The following is a 22,028-nucleotide window of genomic DNA, read 5'->3' as shown; positions in this document are numbered from 1 at the left end:
TAACTTAAATACTAATAAATAATTTCTAAGCTACTGTCCTATTAATAAAAAAGCTGCATAATAACATCCTGATTAAGAGTTTTAAGTTGCAGTTTGAGGTGCGATCGCTTTTGCATTAATTATTTCTATTCACCTAAAACCTCATAAAAATAATCGGAATTATCTAATCAATACTTTCTCCTAATTCGCGTAACCTTGCGGCTAAACGTTCAGCCTGTTGACGTTCTGCGGTTGCTATTTCTTCAGGAGTTTGGTAGCGTATACCTTGCGCGTTATACCAATATAAAATCTCGCGTTGCACATTACCAGATACATATTGGCCTCGCCCAATACCCAAACCAATTTCTGGTATCCAAAATGGCTCTTCAGTTTGCAGCTGATACTCGCCGTTAACTAGCTGATAAACCTCAAAAGGCTGATGCAAGTCTCTCTCTTAGCGTCGTATTCGCCTCCAGGAGTCCAAGAGACAATTTCTAAAACAAGCTTGGGGACAACATCATTTTCTTCCCAGGTAACATAACTTTTGCGCGACTTCCCTTGCTTGCGTCTTTCGACACCTAAATTTAAAAAGGCATTGGGGACAACTGGGATGCGGACGTTGGCTCCAGTAGTATGGTAAATTCCCATATCAACACCAAAAAACCAATCGTTGCGGTTTTTCCAGATGCTTTCTAGTAAGAACAATAAAAAATTTGGGATAAAGTTTTGATCTTCGTTATCCACCGGAGTATCGTCAGAACAAGGTAGTTCATCGCTCGTGGGTAGGTTTTGGTGCAGTTCGTAAGGTACCATTGAGACACTCCCAGCAAGATATATCGATGTAAGTCTATTTTAGAAGTGAGGGAGTAGTGGTTAGTGGCTAGTTGTAATTTCACGCGCTGCGGCGTTGATAGGCACGGATTGCTAAGGTGCTAAATATTACGGTTATCGCGACACTCCATAGCAAAGTTTCAAGGACAAAACCTATTGCAGATCCACCTGTTGCTAAGCCTCGTAGCGCTTGTGCAGCAGCAGAGACAGGGTTGATAGCTACAAAACCTTGCAACCATTCAGGAAATCCTTCTAGCGGTACTAAGCCAATACTAAGAAAAGTCAGTGGTAGTAACCACGGTGTCATTGAAACTTGTACCGATTCAGCAGCTTTGGCTTTCACAGCAAAAAAGACTGCTATCCAAGAAAATGCTGAGGCAAAGACTACTGGCAAGAGTAAAAACGTGATGATAGAAAAGATACCAGTTTGAAAACGAAATCCAATGAAGTAACCAACAAGAGTAATAATGATGACTTGGGCTAATAAGCGCCCTGCACCAGCTGAAATTCTCCCAGCGAGTAAGGCAGAACGGGCGATCGGGAGGGTTCGTAGCCTTGTATCCATACCACTATCAAGATCGTTGTATAGTGCAGTGCCAATACTAGTGGTACTAAATAATAATCCTTGAACGATACTCAGTGGGACAAGAAACTGGGCATAGTCAACATAACTTCCCTGTGGGACGACAACTCTAGCAAAGCTAGCTGTGAAAATGAGCATTAAAAAGACTGGAAACCCTGTTGCACCTACTATGACTGCGGGGTTTCTGATATCAAGTAACAAGTTGCGTTGCGTAATCAGGGCAATATCGTTGAGTGTACGGGTAATTCCACCCTCACGACGCTTGGCGACTAAGTTAGATGCAGGAGGAATTGTCATGACACCCGTTGGTAAAGTCGAACTGCAATTAAACTAAAAGCTATGAGTAGCCCAATTAGCCACACAAGTGACCAAAATAAGGGAACAAGTAATTCAGTACCATTTACTAAGGCACGTAGTGCAGCCGCAGTGTGGCTGACAGGTTGTACTTGCACAATTGGTTGCAGCCATTGGGGGAAATTTTCGACAGGACTAAAACCTGTACTTAATAGCAGTAATGGGGCATAGGGAACAATCAGCAGCGAGTTTACTAAGTCTGGTTGACGTAAAACTAAAGCAAAAACTGCATAACCTGCAACAGCAGTTGTCGTAAAGAGTAACGTTAACACTAAATAGCAAAGAATAGCGATAAAACTTGTTTGAAAGCGAAAGCCATAGAGATGTGCGAAAGTTAATAAAATGATCGTGGCGGCGATCGCCCGCACCAAATATGCCAGAATCAACCCTCCAAGTACTGCAGCCCGTGAAATTGGCATCGCCCGACAGCGCTGAAGCATTCCTGTTTTGATATCTTTAGCTAAAGTCACTGCTGAACCCATAGCCGTAAAAAACATGGCTTGCAACGTAATAATCGGGACAAGATACTGGACGTAATCAATTCCTTGGAAACTCATCAATCGCTCAAACGCAAGCAAAAAACCGCTAAAAAATAAAATAGGAAAAAGTAATACTGAAACAATTACCGCAGGGGTACGACTGAGACGAATTAGGTTACGCCAAGCAATGAGTAAACTATCACTAATTGCCCGATTTATGCCCGATTCATGCCGCAGTTTTACCAATGATTGTGCTTTGGAGTGTAAATCAGCACTATTCACGATGCTTCATCTCCTGTTGCATGACCTGTTAAGGCAAAAAAGACATCATCTAAACTCGGACGACGCAGTGAAATGTCGGCTAACACAATTCCAGTAGCACTGACTCGTTGCACAACTTCTGATAATGTTGCTACTCCATCGGGTGCGGGAAGCGTTAAAGTTGACCCTCTACCTTGAAGATCTCCAAGATCTGCAAGTAATTGTCTCACTTGCATTTCATCTTTAGGATCTGCTAATTCCAACTCGCAAAACGTCCCGCCAACACGATCTTTCAAGTCGTCAGCAGTTCCTTCAGCAATGACTGTCCCTCGATCAATCACAACAATGCGATCAGCTAATTCATCCGCTTCTTCAAGATACTGCGTTGTTAACAAAATAGTAATTCCGCGTGCTTGTAAGGCGCGTACCATGTCCCACAACTGACGACGACTGCGGGGATCGAGTCCTGTTGTTGGTTCGTCTAGAAATAAAACTAACGGTTCTGCTACTATACTCGCAGCGAGATCGAGTCGTCTACGCATCCCACCAGAGAATTCTTTCACGCGACGCTTACTTGCTTCAATTAAGTCAAATTGCTCTAAAAGTTCAGTTGCGCGATGCGCTGCTTGTCTTGCTGAAAGTCGCAAAAGTCTGCCAAATAAAATGAGATTTTCCCGTGCGGTGAGTTCTTCATCCACAGCTGCAAATTGACCTGTGACTCCAATCAAGGCGCGAACTGCAGCCGGTTGCTTCACTACATCATATCCAGCGATCGCAGCCCATCCTGCATCTGGTTTGAGTAATGTCGTTAAACAGTTGATTGTTGTGGTTTTACCTGCACCATTCGGACCAAGTACACCTAATACTGAGCCAGCAGGAACAGCTAAATCAATACCGCGCAGCGCCACCATGTTGCCAAAGCTCTTTTTCAGTCCTTTGGCTTGTACCATTATGTCCATCATCAATTTCTGAAAAGTAAGTAGGTGAAAATAAACGTAACTTAAAGCTTGGTAATTGGTAGTTGGCAATCAGAAAACATATTTATTAATAACTCAAAACTCAAAACTCAAAATTTTTGAACTATTACCCAATTACCTAACCTAAAAAGGCGTACTTTCTGAGTATGCTTCATTGATGGATGCCCCTACAGGGCATTGCAAATCTTCTGGAAAACTTATGTGATGAAGTATTAAGGGTCAAATTGTGTAAAGTTTATCAAGAAATAGCAATGAGGATACATCTGTTGAGTTTAGCAGGGTTGATTTTTTTAGCCCCAGGAATAATCATTGGTTGCTCTCCGGATCAAACTCCAGGCGAACCTCAAGCACAACAACAGTCACAACCGCAAGAAGCAGCAGGAACGCTTCAAGTTCGCGCGAATGGAGAAGAAAGAGCTAGAGAAGGCTTGGTGAGCAAAGATGGTTGGAGAATAACTTTTGATAATTTGTATGCCAACTTAGCCGATGTTACTGCTTATCAAAGTGAGCCTGCATTTGATCCCGAACAGGGAGGAGAAATTCAAGCGCAAGAAAAAGTAGTGGTGCTTGACGAAGTTCAAACTGTAGATTTAGCACAATCGGGTGACGGACAAGACTCAGTTTTAGTTGCTGAAGCATCAAATGTCCCTGCTGGTCAATATAATGCGCTTTCATGGCGCATGGTTCCAGCAACTGAAGGTCCAGCGCAAGGACAAACGATGGTGATGAGTGGTACAGCCGAGAAAGAAGGGCGGACAATTAACTTTGTTCTTAATATTGATCGAGAGTTTGAATACGTTTGTGGAGAGTACGTCGGTGACGAACGTAAAGGAATTGTCCAAGTAGGCGACACTGCAGATTTAGAAGCAACTTTTCACTTAGATCACTTGTTTGGTGATGGCGAAACAAGTGCAGACGATCCGATTAATCAAGGGGCACTGGGTTTTGAACCTCTAGCTACTTTGGCACAAAATGGAAACTTACAAATAAGTACGAGTCAGTTGCAGTCACAATCTCCGCAAACTTACCAGCAGCTTCAAGAAATTCTGCCATCAATCGGACACGTTGGCGAAGGTCATTGTCGAGAAGCTAACACCCAAACTGTTGGTTAGAATCTACTTTCTGTTACTGATGGTGTAATGCATACAAGGGAGAGGTCTTCTCCCGCGTTACTAAATTAACTAATTACCTAAGTAACTATTAATACAAGTTGGATAAATTTAGAACAGAATTATGAATTCTCAGTGGAAAACCATCATCCCATTTGTTGTTATTTCAGTTTTTGGCGCATCAACTAAAGCGATCGCTCATGGTGTCAGGATGCAAGCTAGAGAGACTCAAGCCATTGAGGTGAATGCTGAATATGATAATGGCGAACCAATGGCAGAAGCCCAAGTTACAGTTTATGCTCCTAATGACCCTGCTACTCCTTGGCTAGAAGGGACAACCGACAATAATGGCAATTTTGTTTTTGCACCAGATTCCTCACAATCGGGCAATTGGTCAATCCAGGTGCGACAAGCAGGTCACGGCAGTATTGTCAATATTCCTGTAGAAGGTAATCAAGCACAAGCTGGAGGAAACGGCACAACTGAAGCTGAAAGTAGCGTTTCTGGTGTAGCAAATACTAGAACTAACTTCACCCCACTGCAAACTATCCTCATGGGAGCAACAGGTGTCTGGGGATTCATTGGGACAGCATTATTTTTCATGCGGGGTAATAAAAGCAATTCTGAACTCCGACGTTCTGAGTCGCAAAGATAAAGATTATAAGACTTATAAGACTTTAGACATTAATCTTTGAGCTACAAAGTAATGCACATTCCTGACGGTATCCTTCCAGCTTCGATTATTGTTGCAGGTTACGCTACGACTGGCGGGGTAACTTGGTACTCCTTACGTCAAATTAAGCGCGATAAAAATCCCCAAGCAAACATTCCTAAAGCATCTTTACTGACGGCTGCGTTTTTCGTAGCTTCTTGGATTCATATTCCTGTACCGCCAGTGAGTGTTCATTTAATTTTGAATGGACTATTAGGAACTATTTTGGGCTACTATGCCTTTCCTGCAATTCTCATTGGCTTATTTTTCCAAGCAGTCATGTTTCAGCATGGTGGCTTATCAACACTGGGAGTAAATGCCACAATGTTTGGCATTCCAGCAATTTTGGCTTACCACTTGTTTCGGTTGTGTCACAAAGTTGGTAAAAATAACAGCGTATGGACAGGTATGTTTGCATTTCTCTCTGGTGCAGGTGGGTTAGGGCTTTCAGTAGTGATATTTTTCTTGTTGGTAATTACAAATATTCCAGCAAATATTGATGCAGCAATGGAACGAAATGTGATTTATGGGCTTGTGCTTGCGCATATCCCGTTAATGCTCATTGAAGGTGCATTTACAGCCGCAGTAACTCTATTTCTCATGCGAGTTAAGCCAGAATTGTTAAAACAATGAATGGACTAGATGCCTATGTTTATCTGAAGTCCCCAATTCACCGTTGGGAACCTCGATGCAAGCTTGTCGCGCTTTTAGCTTTGATCTTCGCGTTTGCTTTTGTAAAACAATTAATCTTACTACCAGTAATGGTGGGGGTGACGATAGTTTATTATGGTGTCTCGCGTCTACCAGGATCTTTTTTACTGAAGCGGTTGCGTTACCCTGGTTTTTTTTTGGCAGCGATCGCGGTTTTACTACCCTTTAGTGTTGGTAACATTGTCATTTGGCAACTAGGTGTTTTAGCACTGCGACAAGAAGGATTATTAGCGCTAATATTGATTGTTACTAGATTTTTATGTATTTTGACCGTTGGATTGATTTTATTTGGCACTGCCCCATTTTTGACGAGTATCAAAGCAATGCGATCGCTTGGACTACCATCAGTTTTAGCTGATATGATGCTGCTGTCTTACCGCTACATCGAACAATTTGGGGAAGATTTAAAAAGAATGCAAACAGCGATGCGTTTGCGCGGGTTTCGTGCTAACAAATTTAGTCGCCGTAACTTGACGGTTTTGGCATCTCTCGCTGGTAGCTTATTGGTGCGGAGTTACGAACAGTCTCAGCAAGTTTATCAAGCAATGATTTTACGCGGGTATGGTTGCGTTCCTTCCCGCCGTCATCAACTGTTCAAAATTCATGCTAGCGATTTAATTGGACTACTGGTAACTTGTGTTGTTGCATTAGGGTTTGTCGTAGCAGAAATTATTTTAACAAACGCATGAAGCAGCAAGCACCAGTGTCATATTCCGAACAAGCGACAGCAGCGATCGCAATTCAAAATCTCACTTTTTCTTATTCAGAGTTGAATGTTTTACAAAGTATCAACGCAACTATCCACGTAGGCGAAAGAGTGGGTTTGATAGGACCTAACGGTTCTGGTAAGACGACATTATTTCTTTTAACTTGTGGCATATTAAAGCCCATAGATGGAGAAATCCTATTATTTAATAAACCAATTGTTGTGGGAGAGTTTCGTCCTGAAATCGGTTTAGTATTTCAAAATCCCAACGACCAATTATTTTTGCCCTTAGTTCGTGACGATATTGCGTTTGGTCCAGAAAATATGGGTTTGTCTGCAGCTGAAGTAGAAGAGTGCGTACAAGAAGCTATTTCACTAACGGGTGTGCAGAATTTAGTTGAGCGAGTTCCGCATAACCTCTCTGGTGGTGAGAAGTGTATGGTGGCTATTGCGGGAGTTCTCGCGATGCGTCCTCAACTAGTTCTATATGATGAGCCTTCTGCTAACTTAGATATGCGTTCTCGGCGTCGTTTAATTCAGTTTCTCCAAGATTCGCAACAGACAATGATGATTTCTTCACACGACTTAGAACTGATTTTAGAAGTGTGCGATCGCGTGCTACTTCTCGATCAAGGTCAAATTATTGCTGATGGCGATCCTTGCGACGTTATGGGCAATCAGTTATTAATGGAAGCACACGGTTTAGAAAAGCCTTTTTCGCTGACAACCCATTAGCAGGCACACCGCGCTTGAATACTACAGACAAGTGAATCTGTTGCCTACACGGATGAACTGTTCAGTTGTCCATGCCTCATTTACACCTTTAGCTCTTTGGTTGACATGAATAGGCAAAACATATGCCCAGCTTTGGCTCAAGTTGATTAACTGTTCAGTTGTCCAGCCTTGGTTATTATTTGCTTTGTTGAAATTTTTCATGTTAATTTTCTCTGTTAGTGTTACTTGCTGGCAGGTTTTCTGCCAATCCAGGATATTACAGACAAATGTATCTGTTGCCTACACGGATGAACTGTTCAGTTGTCCATGCCTCATCCTCTGCTTTGACTCGGTTAGCGTTGACAGGAAAAACGTATGCCCAGCTTTGACTTAGGTTGATTAACTGTTCAGTTGTCCAGCCTTGGTTGTTATTTGCTTTGTTGAAATTTTTCATGTTAATTTTCTCTGTTAGTGTTACTTTATGTTTCTAATATAGAAAACAGTTACATAAGATACAAAAACTAATCTGCATGTTTGTTATGAGTAGCTTCGATGGATTAAACTGAGTTGCTTAAAACCGCAGCGACACAGACAAGAACAGAAATTAGGATATTAGGGTACTAGTCTGATTCTGAAATGTTTGCTAAACAGCCAGATCGTCTATCAGGGCGCAGTTGAAAAGTTATTGATAGGTAGCCATCATCACAATGGCTACACAGTTTGTATTGATGACAAAGAATTGACTTGCCACGAACTCACTTATATGAACTGTTGCAAAAGGTTATTTAGCTAAATACAGTTCATAGTTGTAAAACCCAGTATTGAAATTACTAGACCAAAACCTGAACATTCTGCCTGTAATCAACTATGAATGATTGACTGCGGCTAGTTTTTTAGCTGTGATTAACGAGTATGAGTTTGTGTAGGCAATAATGAAGGTAATTCTTGCAGCGGTGGATTACTAAGATTGGCAGATGGACATATGTCAGCTAACACACAAGCATCACAGGCGGGATTTCTAGCTTTACAAATAGCCCGACCGTGATAAATCAATCGTATAGACCAGTTTTCCCAATCTTCTTGAGGTAGTAAGCGCATTAAGTCGCGCTCAATATGAAGCGGATCGGTGTGTTTTGTTAATCCTAAGCGGTAAGTTAATCGCTTCACATGAGTATCTACTGTGACTCCTACATGAATATCATAAGCATGAGCGAGAACAACGTTGGCGGTTTTCCGTGCAACTCCTGGCAACTTTAACAAGTGTTCCATCCGTGCTGGCACTTTACCACCGTACTCTTGCACTAACATGCGACAAGCCGCTTGAATATTTTTCGCTTTATTACGATAGAAACCTGTTGGACGAATAATCGTTTCTAACTCAGCACTATCTGCATTCGCGATCGCAACTGCGTCAGGAAACCGCCGAAACAACTCTGGAGTAACTTGATTGACGCGCTCATCTGTACACTGCGCAGAGAGAATCGTAGCTACCAAAAGTTGCACCGGCGTCGCATAGTTTAGCGTGCAAGGGGCTTCTGGATACAATCGCTTCAAACGAATCAAAATTTCCAGCGCCCGTTGCTTTTTACTTGCCAATTTACGAACAATACTCACTAGAACAACTTCTGCACCCACTCAAGGTTAGCAGTATCGCGCACAATTAAGAAGATACCTAATCCCAACAATAACATGAGTCCAGTTTGCATGACTCCGTCTTGAATATGTGTAGGTAGTGGCTTACCGCGCAATCCTTCAATGAGTAAAAAGGCGAGTTGTCCGCCGTCTAGCGCAGGTAGAGGCAGAATATTAATCAAAGCAAGGTTAACGCTAATCAACGCTGCAAATTGAAAAAGATTACCTGCATCAGATTGTGCAATACTTGCACCAATTTCTACAATTTTTACAGGTCCTGCAACTTGATCTGCTGTTTGACTAAAGTTACTAATTAACTGAACAAAGCCTTGCCCTGTCAAAACAACAATCCGCTGAAATTCATTGGCACCTGTCGTAAACGCTTCTAGAATATTGTTGGCACGTTGGCGTTCTACTTTACCATTAGGCGCTAGCTGTACGCCGATACGTCCTTTGCCATCTTCACCAGCTTCTGGTGTCACGTTTAAAGAAACTGTTTCGCTATTGCGTTGAATTGTCAGTGGTAGCGATTGATTGGGGTGTGCCTGAATCACCTGACGCAAATATGGCAATGCTTCTTGTGAAGCAGGTAATTCTTTACCATCGACACTGACAATAATGTCTCCTGGCTTGATACCAGCTTGTGCAGCGACACTCGTTTGTTCGCTAACAACGGCAGGAACTAAAACACCAGGTTCAAAATTGAGTTGTGGCGCACCAACAGTACCAATCTGTACTACGAGTAATAAGTAGGCAAAGATTAAGTTGGCAATAACACCAGCACTAATGACAATTGCCCGATCGAGAACAGGGCGATTGCGCAGTAAATTGGGATCGTTGGGAGGAATTTTACTATCAGGATCGTCATCAGGAAACCCGACATACCCACCTAAAGGAAATGCCCTGACAGCATACTCAGTTTCCTTTCCCTGGTACTTCAACAAAGTGGGACCAAAGCCCAGTGAGAAACGGTTAACGTGGATACCTTGAGACCTTGCTGCAATGAAGTGTCCTAGTTCGTGTACCACGATCAATAGCGCTAAAACTGCGATCGCTGCCAAAACTGACATAGATATACTCTATTAATTATTTACACATTTCTTTATTTTAAGACGTCGTTCAAGTTAACACCTCTTGCCTGAGATAAGGTTGCAGTGCTTCGGGAACGCGTACAGTTTTATCAGGCTGTTGGTAGTTCTCTAAAATTGCCGCCATTGTGCGTCCTACTGCTAATCCTGAACCATTAAGTGTGTGGACAAACTGAGTTCCTTTTTTGCCGCTTTCTTTAAAGCGAATTCCCCCGCGTCGTGCTTGAAAATCTCGACAATTAGAACAGCTAGAGATTTCCCGATATTTGTTTGCCGAGGGTAGCCAAACTTCTAAATCGTAAGTTTTTGTTGCTGAGAACCCTAAATCTCCTGTACACAGTTCTATGACTCGATAAGGAAGTTGCAACTCTTGTAAAATTGCTTCAGCATTTGCAACTAACTTTTGATGCTCGTGTTCTGAAGTGTCAGGATGAACTAACTTGTAAAGTTCAACCTTGTTAAATTGATGCAGGCGAATTAAACCGCGTGTATCTCGTCCGTAACTTCCTGCTTCTCTTCTAAAACATGGGGTATAGGCACAGTGATTAATTGGTAAATCTTCAGCAGCGAGAATTTCTTCACGATAAAGGTTTGTGATGGGAACTTCTGCTGTCGGACTCAACCATAAGTCATCTGCAGCACACTTAAAACTTTCTTCAGCAAACTTTGGCAATTGACCTGATGCTGTCAGCGATTGAGTATTAATTAAAATTGGCGGTAAAACTTCTGTATAACCCGCTGCAATTTGGCGATCGAGCATGAATTGAATTAACGCTCTTTCCAAAGCTGCACCCGATCCTATTAGCGTGACAAATCGACTTTGGGCAACTTTTACCGATCGCTCAAAATTTAAGATTCCCAAATGTTCCCCAATTTCCCAATGAGGTAGGATATCAGAATTTTGAGGAATATATTCATCACCCCAGCGCCGTACTTCGACATTATCTTCTTCACTGTTACCAAGAGGAGTCGATTCACTCGGTAAATTTGGTAATGTCAACAATAGATCTGCTAATTGCGACTTAATTTCTCTTTCTTGGGGTTCGAGTTCGCCAATCTCGTTTTTGAGATCGTTGCCTTCTTGACGCAAACTTTGAATTTCTGTGCTTTGCGGATCGCTACCTGCTTTAATTTTCTGTCCTACAAGTTTACCAATTTCATTACTACGAGCTTGTAAATGCGATCTCTTTGCTTCAAGTTCTCTTTGTTGCTGATCCAATGTTAATAGCGGTTGCAAATCATAGCTACCACGGCTTTGCAACCTTTCCTCTACAAATGATGGATTTTCTCGAATCTGTTTAATATCCAACACAGACTTATTCCCATTCTTGTCAATACAACAGAATACAACGCTTATGCCTATTCTGCCGCGACTTGGGCTAGTTTTTAGTAATGCGTCCTAAAAGAAATAGCGAAGCCACCAGTCCTGCAAAATGAGCCGCTACAGTGTTTGTATTTGCTTGGACTACTAATATATCTAAGGGACGAATGAGTTGCTGTGGATTGTAAATCGCTGCACCTAAACCTGTTTGTGGTAAAGCAAAAGACCTTAGTAGCAGTGTACCGGCGATCGCTTGCGCTCCCATGATCGTTAATAACATTCCTACCAAATTAACAATCAATCCCAGCCGGAGAATTTGAATTGTATCTGCCTTGCGCGGGCGATTAGTCACATTTGCCGAAAGTAAGCGTTTACCAATGCGGATATAACGAAAAGCTAAATAAATACCTAAACCTAACGTGACTAATCCACTGACGGCTAAAACGATGCCAACGCCTGTTCCTGGACTTTGTTGAGCATTTGGCGATGTATCTCGACTTACACTTGCCGATAACAATACTACAGCCGAGACTACCGCTAAAACTAACTGAGTCCAAAAACTAAGCCAGCCAGCTATCCGAAATGCGATCGCAATTCGTTGCAACCCCGAAGGTAGCGAAGAATCTGACTTGTTAATCATCGTTCTAGTCTCAAGTAGCAGTACCCATAACTAGATTCTTATCACATTTATTAGTGACTCTGACAGCACATTTAGTCGGAAATCTCACAAAAATGACGATCAGCTAATTACACTTTGTTCAGTTAGGTGTTTCATTTATTAAGTAATTTTGTCATTAATTCATCACTAGTTAACTTACATCTGTTACTACTTAAGTATTAAATAAAAAGTTGTTTTTACTCACTAAACTTCTTTTCTCTGATTAAGTTTTTTTCTTTATCATTGTTTTATCTTATATATGTCAGGCTTTACACTCTCTAAAACTAAAATTATTTATAATCTATTTTTAATTATGCATGTACTTTTCCTTCATTAATAAGATAGTTATCGTAATTGATTTAACTTATGAGTATATTAAAGTTAATTATTTATCACTCTTGCCAGAAGAAAAATATCCTTTATTTTTCGACCAATTTTTCTCCGAAAGCAAAAAATATTGGCAAGTTTAAGATTTGTTCATGTTAGTTATGTTTGCTCATCGAATGTAAGTACATATTTCATAGCATTAAGGTAATTTTAGTTTTTTATTCATAAACTTTCGCAGACAAAAGCAAATTAAAAGTATAGAATTACTAAACGGTATGCGTGCCCAAAATGCTTATTGAATAGTAAGCCTTTCAATAGATTTGTAATGAGGCGAACAATATAGTTTTGATGATAAATACCTGTAGCAATGCTTGAAGTTAGCCATAGGCAAATTAAGCGATTTAAAGAAATGAAAATTCATGATATTTATGAGTTTTTTCAAAACCCTCCTCCAACTTATTTATGCCAAGAATTAGCGGTATGTTATGTTTTGTCAGTATTGTTAGAAGCAGAGTCTTATGGAACAGAGTTAATTCAACGCTTGGAGACTGAGTATCCTCTATACCGTCTTTCTGATACTGTTTTGTATAGCGCGCTCAAATTTCTTGAAGATGAAAAAGCTATTACTGGTTACTGGCGCAAGGTAGAAGGTCGCGGTCGTCCTCGCAGGATGTATCAAATCAATCCTGATTGGTTGCCGCAGGCTCAGGAATTAGCAAGCTTATGGCGAGGGTATGTAGGTAGTGGTATGCGTGTAACAAATAATCAATAATTAAAAGAAAGCGTTGCACACTGTAACGATAAATGATGAGTGTTACATCTCTTGCTTCTACGTTGGTACTGACTTTGCTACTAGCAGTCGGGCTATTTTTCTTTATTCGAGCATCAGTTAAAGACCGTACCCAAGAAGTGACTCTTGTCTTTGAGCAAGAGGAAACTTCTATGTTTGATCAGCTACAACAGTATTTTGCTCACCGCTCATATCGGGTAGCTACCATTGACTCAGCGCAAAATCAAGTGACATATGAAGGGTTCGTCAAACCGAGCATTTTCTTAGCAATTTTTTTAACATTGCTAGCAGCTATCGGAATATTGTGTCTGGCTCTTGTCTGGTCTTTGCTTTTCCCTGGGTTGAGTTCGCTCTTCCTTGTTTTAGTGCTACTGTCTCCTGTAGCCGGTATATTTTATTGGAAAAAAGCTGGTCGTCCAGAGCGGGTACTACTTAAGCTTCCCAATCAATCAAACGAGCTACCGCATGAGTTACAAAACCAAATTACAGTTGTGGCTCATAGAGACGAGCTAATTGAGTTACAGCGCTCTCTCAGGTTAAAATCTTCTGAATAAGACGTAAGGCTAAAATAAAATACCCCACTTAGAGATTTGCTCAAATGTGGGGTAAAAGATGTAAGACATATTGCTCTACTTTCTGGCAAATCCTTGCAAGCTTTTCAAGAAAAAAGACTTTCTTAAAAATTTTTAACAGGTTGACCAGCGATCGAGACAATAGGTGCATTCATTTGCGAACAGCCAGGCTTTCTTGTTCTGGAGATTCCAATGTTCTTAAACTAGGAAACAAAAAATGGTTTTCTTCCACATATTGCGCCCCGAATAGACCCTTTTCCGCCCAAAAATAACGGTCTGTCGTATGTTCATTCCGTTTGACTAGAAGCAATGCCGGTGGCAGAATCCCCTCCGCTTGAATAAATTTTCGTGCGGCTGTCACAGGTTTATCTTCGCCACTTTCAATGCTAAATTGGGCAATGTGCTCGAGGATTCGGCGTCCTTCTTGGCGACGACGACTCTTGCGTTTCCGTCTCCTTGCCAACCTCTTTCCCTCCTCTTTCAAGCTGAAGATTGTAGTCATGGTTACAAAAGCCGTCGTCAGTATATGAGATTGAGATTAAAAAATCAACTTTTATTAAGGTTTTGATACAAAGTCGTTTATTTTAGCCTAGGAAAATTTGCTTAAGATTTATAACTCAAGATTGAGTGAAGAAATAACTTTACGATTTTTAAATAGAGAGTACCAGTTATTACTTTCTACGGCACGCTTGATGAAACCGTTATTGTTATATATGTACTTATCTTGGTCTTGTCTGACAACTGCTCTCACAGACTACTAGAATTAAAAGCTTGGTTTACACAGATTGAAAGAGTACTTTGTTAATGTTAATGTCCAATAGTTCTGAGTTAGTTGCGCTATATCGATCGCAAGTTGCCTTACTGACGCAAAGTTTAGGAGCAACTTTAAGTGTCGTGTACCTGACAGAAGAACTGCTAGAAGAAGGAGAAACACAAACAAAGTTAATTCCGGTCGTTGCCTATCCAGAAGCTGCTTGGCAAGCTTCACAGCCTGTAACGCTCATACCCGAAATGAGTAACGCCTTGCTACCACTGTTATCTGATCCTCAGAAAGTCATCTCGTTAGAGGTTGAACCTCTAGAATCTTTACTAGAAACAGAGCAAATAAACGACACATCAACTCACTATAGTCTGCTACCAAGTACGCAAATTATTTTGCCCTTAATGCATGACAACGTTTTCATGGGACTACTAGTAACAAATCGCGAGCATATGCCTTGGGATGAGCGCGAACGTGATGAAATTGAACGTATTGCACAAACACTTGCATTAGCAAGGGTACTTGATCAACGTCGCGAGTGGTATGAACAGCAGTTTGCTCAACAGCAAGTTTTATTAGAAACGCAGCGCGATTTGCTTGATAATTTATTGCATCAATTGCGCAATCCTCTAACAGCTTTACGCACGTTTGGAAAACTTCTGATTAAGCGCTTTGTTCCAGGTGATGCTAATCGCAAAGTTGCAGAAAATATTGTTCGAGAGAGCGATCGCATCCAAGAATTACTTAAACAGTTTGACCGTATTATTGAGCTGACACCACAAACAAAAAATCCTGTGTTGTTAGAATCAATTAAACAGACATCAAAGCCTTTGGTACTTCTACCAAATATTCAAGAAAACACTGAGCCATGTTCAATAGCTGATATCCTTGCACCTTTATTAGATAGTTCAAGTGCGATCGCTCAAGAACGTCATTTAAATATCCAGTTAGATATTCCTCCTAATTTGCCCTTAGTTAAGGCTAATCCAGTTGCTTTAAGAGAAGTATTCAGTAATTTACTCGACAATGCCTTAAAATATACGCCACCAGGAGGACAAATTTATATTCAAGCTGAACAAACATCTGAGAATTTTCAGGGTATTGCTATTAGTGATACTGGTCCAGGAATTCCAGCGCAGGATTTAGATCATATGTTTGAGCGACACTATCGTGGCGTACAAGCAGCATCACAAATTCCTGGGACAGGTTTAGGGTTAGCGATCGCGAAAGATTTAATCGAGCAAATGCAAGGAAACATTCAAGTTTTTAGTCCTGCACAAAATTTTCCTAACTCAACTCATAACAATCCTGGAACTACTTTTGTTGTTTGGCTACCATTAGCAAAAAAAAGCAAAAAGTAAGGTAGGCAGGATGCCTACCCCACGTCTAAGATTTCATTGAGTTAAACGACTGAATGACTTGTGCTTGTTTTACTTTGTTGCACTACTGTGGTTGTTGCTGTGTGGAACCAGGAGTAAGTACTAAATCAGAACCTAATGTGAGTTGTAAATCAGTATCAGGATCAATCGCAACGAGGTCAACACTGTCTCGACCTAAGAATAAGCCAAGCAAAGCACCAACACCTGCACCACCTAGGACTTCTTCAGTAGCGATCGCCCGATCTCCTGTTACTGCAGAAATAGCAGCAGCAGCAGCAGCACCTAGAGCAGCATTGCGGACAATTCGACCTGCATTTGCGCCTCGACGTACTCGCTCTGTACGAGTAATCACTTCAGAAGTTGCATCAAACTGAGAACGCTGCCCATTAGCTAAAACTAGTTCGCGGGCAACAAATTGAGAACCACCCTCCGCAGGACGCAGTTCGCCAACAACTTGGCTACCTGAAGGAATTAACACTGTGCCGTTTTGCGTAATGATGTTTTGTGCAACAGTGAGCGTTAAAGGTGCCGTTTCATCCCGCGTGACGAGAATGCGTTCAGCTTGGTCATAGCGCACCGGAAGACTTGTCCCACTAGGAATAGTGACTGTTGCTGGCGTTGTTGGTTGCTGCACTTGTCCGACAACATAAGGCGAATTCACTGCTGCCACTTGTCCAGCACTCGCTAACGCTTGATAGATAAATGCTGCCACATCTGCTCGCGTTGCTGTTTGTGTTGGATTGAGAAATTGAACATTGGGGTAATTGACAACAATACGTCGCTCGGTTGCTGCGGCGATCGGAGCGCGTGCGTAGCTAGAAATCGCATTAGCGTCGCCATAAAATTGACTCAAAACAGTATTAGCGTCGGCACTTGCAGTATAATTTAAACCATTAGCAAGAGACACTAAAACTTGTTCGCGGGGAATATTTTGATTCGGTTCAAAACGATTACCAGGATAGCCTGCTAGAAATCCCGTTGTGTAGGCTTGCTGAATTGCTGCTGCGCCCCAGTAATTTCCAGGTACATCAGTGAATTGAACTGCAGGTCTTTGTCCTGCGCGTGGGAAAGCCCTACTCACCATTGCCGCAAACTGAGCGCGTGTCACTGGCTCTTCTGGTCGAAAACCGCCATCAGGAAAACCTGCAATAATATTTCTGCTTGCTAGTTCTGCAATAAAGGGGCTTGCCCAATAGTTAGCGGGAACGTCAGCAAACGCAGACGCTTGTGCAAAAGATGGAGCAGGTGCGATCGTAGGAGCAACAGCACCAACAGTTATCCCCAAAGCCATTAATCCAGCGGTTCCCGATTGCCAGTGCGTGAAAGTAGACATTGTCAAGGACTCTCCGAAAATTTTGGTAGCTATCTAGAATGAGTAGACATTAGCAAGAATCAAAGGTTCCTATGATTAACTAATGCCAGAAAGTAGTTTATTTAAGCGTAAAAAAGCGCAAATATTGCTCTTTTTAAAGCAATATTGCTACTTGATTTCTAAAGCATATTGACGTACGGTTGACAAAATAGTTGCTTTAGTGCTTGCAGATCTTTTGTAACTTGAGACACATTTAAGTGGACAGTGTCTGAAGATAGAGTTGCAGTAAACCAATAACAACTTCAGGTGTTTCGAGATGAGGTAATACGCCTGTGGATGCGATCGCTTGAAACTGCTGAATTGCTCGCGGGTTCAACTGAGCTAGCCGTCTTCCCAAAGCAAGCGGAGTAAATTGTGCAGCTTCTCCCCAAAGGATGACTGTAGGTACACTTAGCTGTTGGATATATAACGATAAGTCAAAATAAAGCTCTCCTTGCAAGAACGCCAGTGCTGCGTATTTGGCATTAAGTTGTTGTGCTGAGGCTAAGTAGGCAGCTACCATTTCCTCTGTAACTCGGTTTGGTTGAGCAAAGAGAAATTGCTGTAGAAAGTTACGGACTGCAAGTTCATTTTGTGCGCCTACAGCGTAAATCAAGTCGTTTAATAGCGGTGTTCCAATAAGTTGTAGTGGTAAGCGACGTCCCGCGCCCTGCCCAAAGTCGTCAAATCCAGAAGGACAAACAAGAAACAGCGACTGAAATAAATCAGGCTGTTGAACAGCAAGACGAATCACCAATGCAGCAGTTAAAGAAGAAGCAACAGCGATCGCACCTTGACGACAAGTTTTTTGGATGAACTCGGCAATAGTTGTGAGATAGTCATCAATTTGGTAATCTCGCACAGGATGCGTTGATTGACCCCAACCGATTAAATCTGGTGCTAAAACTTGATATTCATTGGCAAAAGCAGGATAAACTTTAGACCATTCATAAGCAGAAGCCCCACCACCAAAGTTATGTAGAAAAACTAAAGATGGTGTATTTTCATCTGGCTTGAAGGTAGCAGCAGCCCACATCGGATCGACAGGGGCATAGTAGACCATTAAGCCTAATGATGTTTGTATAACTCCTTGACCAAAGCCTGGAGGCTGAAACTGTAGCATAATAATTTTAGAGTGATTTGAGTCTGTGCCAAAACGAATATAGACAATAGATATCTTGAAACAACCGTTTTTAGTAAGCTATTAAAAGCAAAACATAGAGAGAGATATGATGATCCTGCCTGGAACAGCTGTGTGCGTGACAAATCCCAACGATACTTACTACCGTTTTCAAGGATTAGTACAGCGTGTGAGTGATGGTAAAGCCGCTGTGCTATTTGAAGGAGGCAACTGGGACAAACTGATTACTTTCAACCTCTCAGAACTAGAACCAGTAGAAACTGGACGCAAAAAAGCCAAATAAAAGCTTAGAGGTATTTTCACACTGATCCCTACCCCCTGACCTTTGATCCCTCATATGCGTCTTCCCTTACCACAATTTGCCACAGGCGATCGCGCTCCAAACTACATCGCTGAAGTCATAGAAACCTCAACAACTGAATTCTTGGCTCAGTGTCTAGAACCAGACGATTTAAGCTTTCCTGTTATGCCTGCGTTCGGCAGTTGGGTAAAATCTGTCGATGAAGAATCTGGTAATCAAGTTTATGCGGTAGTTTACTACGCAACGACGATGCCAATTGATTCGATCCATCGGGCAAGAGCATTAGGTCTATCTTTACAAGACTTGCGCGAACAACAACCACAAATCTTCGCGATGCTAAAAACTGAATTCAGAGCTGCGATCGTGGGCTTTGAGCGACCGCCTGAGGCAAGATCTCCACAGCGATTTTATCAGTATTTACCACCCCGACCACCACAAATTCACCAAGCTGTTTATCACTGTGACTCTGAGACAATTGTTGCTTTCTCGGAACAACTCGATTTTTTGAGGACTTTGCTTCAAGTTAATGGCGCGCCTGTAGAAGCACTGACAGCTGCTGCAATTCGCGAAGTATATCAATTACGCAAAGCTGACCGAGAATGGTTAGTTAAAGCAGGGAGAACTTTAAGTGTGTTATTAAAAGATGACTATGACCGCTTAAAAGTTGTTCTTAGCCAAATTCATCCATAGAAGGGGTCAGGGATCAGGGGACGTGCGATCGCTTAGATCTACGGTTCAGAGGTTAGAGGAATCAAGAATGCGATCGCGCATGAATCTGCTGCCCCACAAACCTTGTCTCCCTCTATGGACTAACTGTTAAAAGTCTTGCTCTAGGTACGAAGGTGCACACTTTGCTTAAATAGCCCCGATTTTAGTCGGAGGCATCTTAATTCTCCTCAACTCCAATCCCCGACTCTGACTTTTTGGGTCAATTCAACATACAATCTCAGGAAGCAGTCTAACAACTTGAAGTAGGGAAATTTATCAAGTTTTCGTTGCCTTTGTTGTTTTTCTTGCTCTTGTAAATGCTGACAAGCGGGCTACACAAATCCTTCTAGCTTTTCTCCTCAGTGCTGTCTATGTCATTCCTTCACATCCTTGCGGTGGAATCGGCTTCAGAAGTTTTCACGAAAGAACCAATTGTTCCCTTCGTGATTTTACTGATAGTCATTCTTGTAGTACCAATTGTATTTGAACGACTGCGGCTACCAGGCTTAGTTGGTTTACTGCTAGCTGGAGTTTTACTTGGACCTAATTTTTTAAATTTATTCCAAACTGAACAGTCAACAATCAGGTTACTATCCAATATTGGTTTGGTTTATCTCATGTTTGTTGCTGGATTGGAAGTGGACATGGAACAGTTCCGGCAAACACGTAATAAATCTTTGGGGTTTGGTACTTTTACATTCTTAATACCGCTTATTGTCGGAACACTTGTCGGGCGGATTTTTGGCTTCGGCTGGAATGCATCAATTTTAATTGGTTCGCTGTTTGCTTCACATACGCTGCTGGCGTATCCGATTATTAGTCGTTTGGGAGTTATTAACAACGAAGCTGTTACGGTTACTATTGGTGCCACAATTTTTACGGATATCGGCGCGCTGTTAGTATTAGCCATTTGCGTAGCAATCCATGCAGGAGAGTTTACCGCTCTGAGCTTGATTACTCTACTAGGCTCATTGTTTCTTTATTCAGCTGCGGTTTTAATTGGCTTTGATTGGGCAGGGAAAGAGTTTTTCCGACGTTCAGGTGATGAGGAGGGAAAGCAATTTCTATTTGTTCTGCTTGCAGTATTTTTAGCTGCAGTAGGTGCACAGTTAATTGGGGTAGAAAAAATCGTCGGTGCGTTTTTAGCAGGATTAGCAGTTAATGATGTTGTCGGGGAAGGACCTGTTAAAGAAAAGGTTGTATTTGTTGGCAGTGTACTTTTTATTCCGATCTTTTTTGTTGATTTAGGGTTGCTGATTAATATTCCAGCTTTCGTTGCCAGCATTAGTAATATTTGGCTGACGCTGGCGATTGTCATTGGTTTGATTGGTAGCAAATTTATTGCTGCTTTTCTAGCAAAGCTGATTTATCGATACAACTGGCTAGAAGCACTAACAATGTGGTCTTTGTCGATACCGCAGGTGGGAGCAACCTTAGCTGCAACACTAGTAGGATACCGCGCCGGACTACTCAATGAAGGTATGTTGAATAGCGTTATTGTTTTAATGCTTGTAACAGCAACTTTGGGACCATTGCTGACGAGTCGAGTAGCAGTTGGGTTGATGACATCTACTGTAAGTGTGACTTCAGATGCAAAGCCACTTTATTTGGATACTACAGATACTGAACAGCCTTTGACTGTAGTCGTTCCGGTCTACAATCCTGATACAGAGCAATATCTGATTGAAATGGCAGCATTAATCGCACGTCAAGCACAAGGACGGCTTGTACCACTTGCGATCGCCACTGGACCAGCACACATGGATGCACCACAGTTGGAAAGTGCTATCGCCAAAGCTGATGCACTGTTAGATAAAGCTACTGCGATGAGCCATGACTTAGGTGTCACCGCCGAATCAGTCTTACGCATTGATGATGCGATCGCCCTTGGCATCACGCGTGCTAGCCGCGAACAAAATGCTAATTTAATTGTTATGGGCTGGGGGAAACGCACTGGCTTTCGTGCCCGCTTGTTTGGCAATGTGATTGATAGTGTATTGTGGGCGTCGCATTGTTTAGTTGCTGTTACGCGCCTTCTTGAGTCTCCGACAAAAATCCAACGCATTCTCGTCCCTGTGCAAAACTTTACGCCAGAAGCCTTACGCCCGTTGCGTTTTGCTTTACTGCTGGCTACGGCAATAGGGGCACAGGTTACTTTGTTGAACGTCTGCGATCGCCGCATTAAACCGAGTAGCATTGCCTGGAACAAATCAAATATTGAACTTTTGTTATCCAAACTGGCTTTACCTCAAGCTCCAGTTGTTGAAGTCGTCCCCCACGAAAATGTCGCACAAGCAATTATTACTGCAGCTAAAGCATACGATTTAGTCGTACTGCGCTCGATTCAGCGTCGTACAAGTGCTGGCGGATTAGCGGTGAGTGATTTGACGTCTCAGTTAGTCGCGCAACTTTCAGGGTCGATTGTCTTGCTAGGAGAACCACAAAAAAGTAACGCTGCTGTGATTAGAGAGCAATTCCTGCAGCGCTCAAACCGCACAAAATTGGAGAAATAGCAGACTGCGACAGAATCTATAAGAATTTATTAAAGATTTTGTGAATTGTACGCTATTATGCTGAGTTAATA

The 22,028-nt window shown here is 42.0% G+C and carries 25 protein-coding genes; 11 read left to right on the top strand and 14 right to left on the bottom strand.

Annotated features, from left to right (window positions below; translation table 11 throughout):
- Window positions 1-163 precede the first annotated feature (163 nt).
- The 5 genes from IQ230_RS27680 to IQ230_RS12500 all read right to left on the bottom strand — a co-directional run bounded on the left by IQ230_RS27680 (window position 164) and on the right by IQ230_RS12500 (window position 3,449).
- Window positions 164-424 (bottom strand): hypothetical protein, encoded by a 261-nt coding sequence (locus IQ230_RS27680; protein WP_322742396.1) that lies wholly within the window; start codon window positions 422-424, stop codon window positions 164-166.
- Window positions 394-792, bottom strand: coding sequence for a Uma2 family endonuclease (locus IQ230_RS27675; protein ID WP_322742395.1), 399 nt, complete (start codon window positions 790-792; stop codon window positions 394-396). The genes IQ230_RS27680 and IQ230_RS27675 overlap by 31 nt, the downstream gene beginning before the upstream one ends.
- A 79-nt stretch (window positions 793-871) precedes the next feature.
- Window positions 872-1,690, bottom strand: coding sequence for an ABC transporter permease (locus IQ230_RS12510; protein ID WP_193932320.1), 819 nt, complete (start codon window positions 1,688-1,690; stop codon window positions 872-874).
- Window positions 1,687-2,508, bottom strand: a complete 822-nt coding sequence (locus IQ230_RS12505; RefSeq protein WP_193932319.1) for an ABC transporter permease — start codon at window positions 2,506-2,508, stop codon at window positions 1,687-1,689. The genes IQ230_RS12510 and IQ230_RS12505 overlap by 4 nt, the downstream gene beginning before the upstream one ends.
- A complete protein-coding gene (locus IQ230_RS12500) occupies window positions 2,505-3,449 on the bottom strand; it encodes an ATP-binding cassette domain-containing protein (protein WP_228054824.1) in 945 nt (314 codons plus the stop codon). Before IQ230_RS12500 ends, IQ230_RS12505 begins: the two co-directional genes overlap by 4 nt.
- 266 nt (window positions 3,450-3,715) lie before the next feature.
- On the opposite strand from IQ230_RS12500, the gene IQ230_RS12495 reads away from it, so the two are divergent.
- The 5 genes from IQ230_RS12495 (at window position 3,716) to IQ230_RS12475 (ending at window position 7,437) form a co-directional block, all read left to right on the top strand.
- Window positions 3,716-4,576 carry a DUF4382 domain-containing protein gene (locus IQ230_RS12495; protein WP_193932318.1) on the top strand — a complete coding sequence of 287 codons (861 nt, stop codon included), beginning with the start codon at window positions 3,716-3,718 and terminating at the stop codon, window positions 4,574-4,576.
- 121 nt (window positions 4,577-4,697) lie between these two features.
- Entirely contained in the window at window positions 4,698-5,228 is a 531-nt protein-coding gene (locus IQ230_RS12490) for a carboxypeptidase-like regulatory domain-containing protein (RefSeq protein ID WP_193932317.1), read from the top strand.
- Window positions 5,229-5,279: 51 nt separating this feature from the next.
- A complete protein-coding gene (cbiM, locus tag IQ230_RS12485; protein WP_193932316.1) occupies window positions 5,280-5,918 on the top strand; it encodes a cobalt transporter CbiM in 639 nt (212 codons plus the stop codon).
- Window positions 5,915-6,685, top strand: a complete 771-nt coding sequence (gene cbiQ, locus IQ230_RS12480; protein ID WP_193932315.1) for a cobalt ECF transporter T component CbiQ — start codon at window positions 5,915-5,917, stop codon at window positions 6,683-6,685. The genes cbiM and cbiQ overlap by 4 nt, the downstream gene beginning before the upstream one ends.
- Window positions 6,682-7,437, top strand: a complete 756-nt coding sequence (locus IQ230_RS12475) for an energy-coupling factor ABC transporter ATP-binding protein (RefSeq protein ID WP_193932314.1) — start codon at window positions 6,682-6,684, stop codon at window positions 7,435-7,437. Before cbiQ ends, IQ230_RS12475 begins: the two co-directional genes overlap by 4 nt.
- Before the next feature lie 21 nt (window positions 7,438-7,458).
- Here IQ230_RS12475 and IQ230_RS12470 read toward each other — a convergent pair whose 3' ends face one another.
- From IQ230_RS12470 to IQ230_RS12445, 6 genes are all read right to left on the bottom strand, one after another.
- Entirely contained in the window at window positions 7,459-7,638 is a 180-nt protein-coding gene (locus IQ230_RS12470) for a hypothetical protein (RefSeq protein WP_193932313.1), read from the bottom strand.
- Window positions 7,639-7,693: 55 nt separating this feature from the next.
- Window positions 7,694-7,870: a hypothetical protein gene (locus IQ230_RS12465; protein WP_193932312.1), complete on the bottom strand. Its 177-nt coding sequence runs from the start codon at window positions 7,868-7,870 to the stop codon at window positions 7,694-7,696.
- A gap of 449 nt (window positions 7,871-8,319) precedes the next feature.
- Complete coding sequence (nth, locus tag IQ230_RS12460; RefSeq protein WP_193932311.1) at window positions 8,320-9,030, bottom strand: endonuclease III; 711 nt, start codon at window positions 9,028-9,030, stop codon at window positions 8,320-8,322.
- Entirely contained in the window at window positions 9,030-10,118 is a 1,089-nt protein-coding gene (rseP, locus tag IQ230_RS12455) for an RIP metalloprotease RseP (RefSeq protein ID WP_193932310.1), read from the bottom strand. Before rseP ends, nth begins: the two co-directional genes overlap by 1 nt.
- Before the next feature lie 49 nt (window positions 10,119-10,167).
- A complete protein-coding gene (serS, locus tag IQ230_RS12450) occupies window positions 10,168-11,448 on the bottom strand; it encodes a serine--tRNA ligase (RefSeq protein ID WP_193932309.1) in 1,281 nt (426 codons plus the stop codon).
- Window positions 11,449-11,515: 67 nt separating this feature from the next.
- Complete coding sequence (locus IQ230_RS12445) at window positions 11,516-12,097, bottom strand: DUF3611 family protein (RefSeq protein ID WP_193932308.1); 582 nt, start codon at window positions 12,095-12,097, stop codon at window positions 11,516-11,518.
- 754 nt (window positions 12,098-12,851) lie between these two features.
- Between IQ230_RS12445 and IQ230_RS12440 the strand changes: the two genes are divergently transcribed.
- Both IQ230_RS12440 and IQ230_RS12435 read left to right on the top strand, forming a co-directional pair.
- Window positions 12,852-13,214 (top strand): PadR family transcriptional regulator, encoded by a 363-nt coding sequence (locus IQ230_RS12440; RefSeq protein ID WP_193932307.1) that lies wholly within the window; start codon window positions 12,852-12,854, stop codon window positions 13,212-13,214.
- A 32-nt stretch (window positions 13,215-13,246) separates the two neighbouring features.
- Window positions 13,247-13,786, top strand: coding sequence for a cofactor assembly of complex C subunit B (locus tag IQ230_RS12435; protein WP_228054822.1), 540 nt, complete (start codon window positions 13,247-13,249; stop codon window positions 13,784-13,786).
- Window positions 13,787-13,955: 169 nt separating this feature from the next.
- On the opposite strand, the gene IQ230_RS12430 is transcribed toward IQ230_RS12435, so the two are convergent.
- A complete protein-coding gene (locus IQ230_RS12430; RefSeq protein ID WP_099703186.1) occupies window positions 13,956-14,267 on the bottom strand; it encodes a DUF3155 domain-containing protein in 312 nt (103 codons plus the stop codon).
- Between the two features lie 347 nt (window positions 14,268-14,614).
- Here IQ230_RS12430 and IQ230_RS12425 point away from each other — a divergent pair, with 347 nt between their 5' ends.
- Window positions 14,615-15,925, top strand: coding sequence for a sensor histidine kinase (locus IQ230_RS12425; RefSeq protein WP_228054820.1), 1,311 nt, complete (start codon window positions 14,615-14,617; stop codon window positions 15,923-15,925).
- A gap of 82 nt (window positions 15,926-16,007) precedes the next feature.
- On the opposite strand, the gene IQ230_RS12420 is transcribed toward IQ230_RS12425, so the two are convergent.
- Together IQ230_RS12420 and IQ230_RS12415 are read right to left on the bottom strand one after the other, a co-directional pair.
- Complete coding sequence (locus IQ230_RS12420) at window positions 16,008-17,276, bottom strand: S-layer homology domain-containing protein (protein ID WP_193932304.1); 1,269 nt, start codon at window positions 17,274-17,276, stop codon at window positions 16,008-16,010.
- Between the two features lie 232 nt (window positions 17,277-17,508).
- Entirely contained in the window at window positions 17,509-18,417 is a 909-nt protein-coding gene (locus IQ230_RS12415) for an alpha/beta fold hydrolase (protein ID WP_193932303.1), read from the bottom strand.
- A gap of 109 nt (window positions 18,418-18,526) precedes the next feature.
- Here IQ230_RS12415 and IQ230_RS12410 point away from each other — a divergent pair, with 109 nt between their 5' ends.
- The 3 genes from IQ230_RS12410 (at window position 18,527) to IQ230_RS12400 (ending at window position 21,957) form a co-directional block, all read left to right on the top strand.
- Window positions 18,527-18,718 carry an NAD(P)H dehydrogenase subunit NdhS gene (locus IQ230_RS12410; protein WP_099703185.1) on the top strand — a complete coding sequence of 64 codons (192 nt, stop codon included), beginning with the start codon at window positions 18,527-18,529 and terminating at the stop codon, window positions 18,716-18,718.
- A gap of 54 nt (window positions 18,719-18,772) precedes the next feature.
- Window positions 18,773-19,426, top strand: coding sequence for an HAS-barrel domain-containing protein (locus tag IQ230_RS12405; RefSeq protein ID WP_193932302.1), 654 nt, complete (start codon window positions 18,773-18,775; stop codon window positions 19,424-19,426).
- A 389-nt stretch (window positions 19,427-19,815) separates the two neighbouring features.
- Window positions 19,816-21,957, top strand: coding sequence for a cation:proton antiporter domain-containing protein (locus tag IQ230_RS12400; RefSeq protein WP_193932301.1), 2,142 nt, complete (start codon window positions 19,816-19,818; stop codon window positions 21,955-21,957).
- Window positions 21,958-22,028 lie beyond the last annotated feature (71 nt).

Source organism: Gloeocapsopsis crepidinum LEGE 06123, from assembly GCF_015207655.1.
Lineage (GTDB): Bacteria > Cyanobacteriota > Cyanobacteriia > Cyanobacteriales > Chroococcidiopsidaceae > Gloeocapsopsis > Gloeocapsopsis crepidinum.
This window is presented reverse-complemented; position numbering and strand designations above follow the sequence as displayed.

Excerpts from the sequence above, each read along its gene's own strand:
- IQ230_RS27675 (WP_322742395.1), bottom strand. The coding sequence starts at position 792 with ATGGTACCTTACGAACTGCACCAAAACCTACCCACGAGCGATGAACTA.
- IQ230_RS12510 (WP_193932320.1), bottom strand. The coding sequence starts at position 1,690 with ATGACAATTCCTCCTGCATCTAACTTAGTCGCCAAGCGTCGTGAGGGT.
- IQ230_RS12500 (WP_228054824.1), bottom strand. The coding sequence starts at position 3,449 with ATGATGGACATAATGGTACAAGCCAAAGGACTGAAAAAGAGCTTTGGC.
- IQ230_RS12495 (WP_193932318.1), top strand. The coding sequence starts at position 3,716 with ATGAGGATACATCTGTTGAGTTTAGCAGGGTTGATTTTTTTAGCCCCA.
- IQ230_RS12490 (WP_193932317.1), top strand. The coding sequence starts at position 4,698 with ATGAATTCTCAGTGGAAAACCATCATCCCATTTGTTGTTATTTCAGTT.
- cbiM (WP_193932316.1), top strand. The coding sequence starts at position 5,280 with ATGCACATTCCTGACGGTATCCTTCCAGCTTCGATTATTGTTGCAGGT.
- cbiQ (WP_193932315.1), top strand. The coding sequence starts at position 5,915 with ATGAATGGACTAGATGCCTATGTTTATCTGAAGTCCCCAATTCACCGT.
- IQ230_RS12475 (WP_193932314.1), top strand. The coding sequence starts at position 6,682 with ATGAAGCAGCAAGCACCAGTGTCATATTCCGAACAAGCGACAGCAGCG.
- IQ230_RS12470 (WP_193932313.1), bottom strand. The coding sequence starts at position 7,638 with ATGAAAAATTTCAACAAAGCAAATAATAACCAAGGCTGGACAACTGAA.
- IQ230_RS12465 (WP_193932312.1), bottom strand. The coding sequence starts at position 7,870 with ATGAAAAATTTCAACAAAGCAAATAACAACCAAGGCTGGACAACTGAA.
- rseP (WP_193932310.1), bottom strand. The coding sequence starts at position 10,118 with ATGTCAGTTTTGGCAGCGATCGCAGTTTTAGCGCTATTGATCGTGGTA.
- IQ230_RS12445 (WP_193932308.1), bottom strand. The coding sequence starts at position 12,097 with ATGATTAACAAGTCAGATTCTTCGCTACCTTCGGGGTTGCAACGAATT.
- IQ230_RS12440 (WP_193932307.1), top strand. The coding sequence starts at position 12,852 with ATGAAAATTCATGATATTTATGAGTTTTTTCAAAACCCTCCTCCAACT.
- IQ230_RS12435 (WP_228054822.1), top strand. The coding sequence starts at position 13,247 with ATGATGAGTGTTACATCTCTTGCTTCTACGTTGGTACTGACTTTGCTA.
- IQ230_RS12425 (WP_228054820.1), top strand. The coding sequence starts at position 14,615 with ATGTCCAATAGTTCTGAGTTAGTTGCGCTATATCGATCGCAAGTTGCC.
- IQ230_RS12420 (WP_193932304.1), bottom strand. The coding sequence starts at position 17,276 with ATGTCTACTTTCACGCACTGGCAATCGGGAACCGCTGGATTAATGGCT.
- IQ230_RS12415 (WP_193932303.1), bottom strand. The coding sequence starts at position 18,417 with ATGCTACAGTTTCAGCCTCCAGGCTTTGGTCAAGGAGTTATACAAACA.
- IQ230_RS12410 (WP_099703185.1), top strand. The coding sequence starts at position 18,527 with ATGATCCTGCCTGGAACAGCTGTGTGCGTGACAAATCCCAACGATACT.
- IQ230_RS12405 (WP_193932302.1), top strand. The coding sequence starts at position 18,773 with ATGCGTCTTCCCTTACCACAATTTGCCACAGGCGATCGCGCTCCAAAC.
- IQ230_RS12400 (WP_193932301.1), top strand. The coding sequence starts at position 19,816 with ATGTCATTCCTTCACATCCTTGCGGTGGAATCGGCTTCAGAAGTTTTC.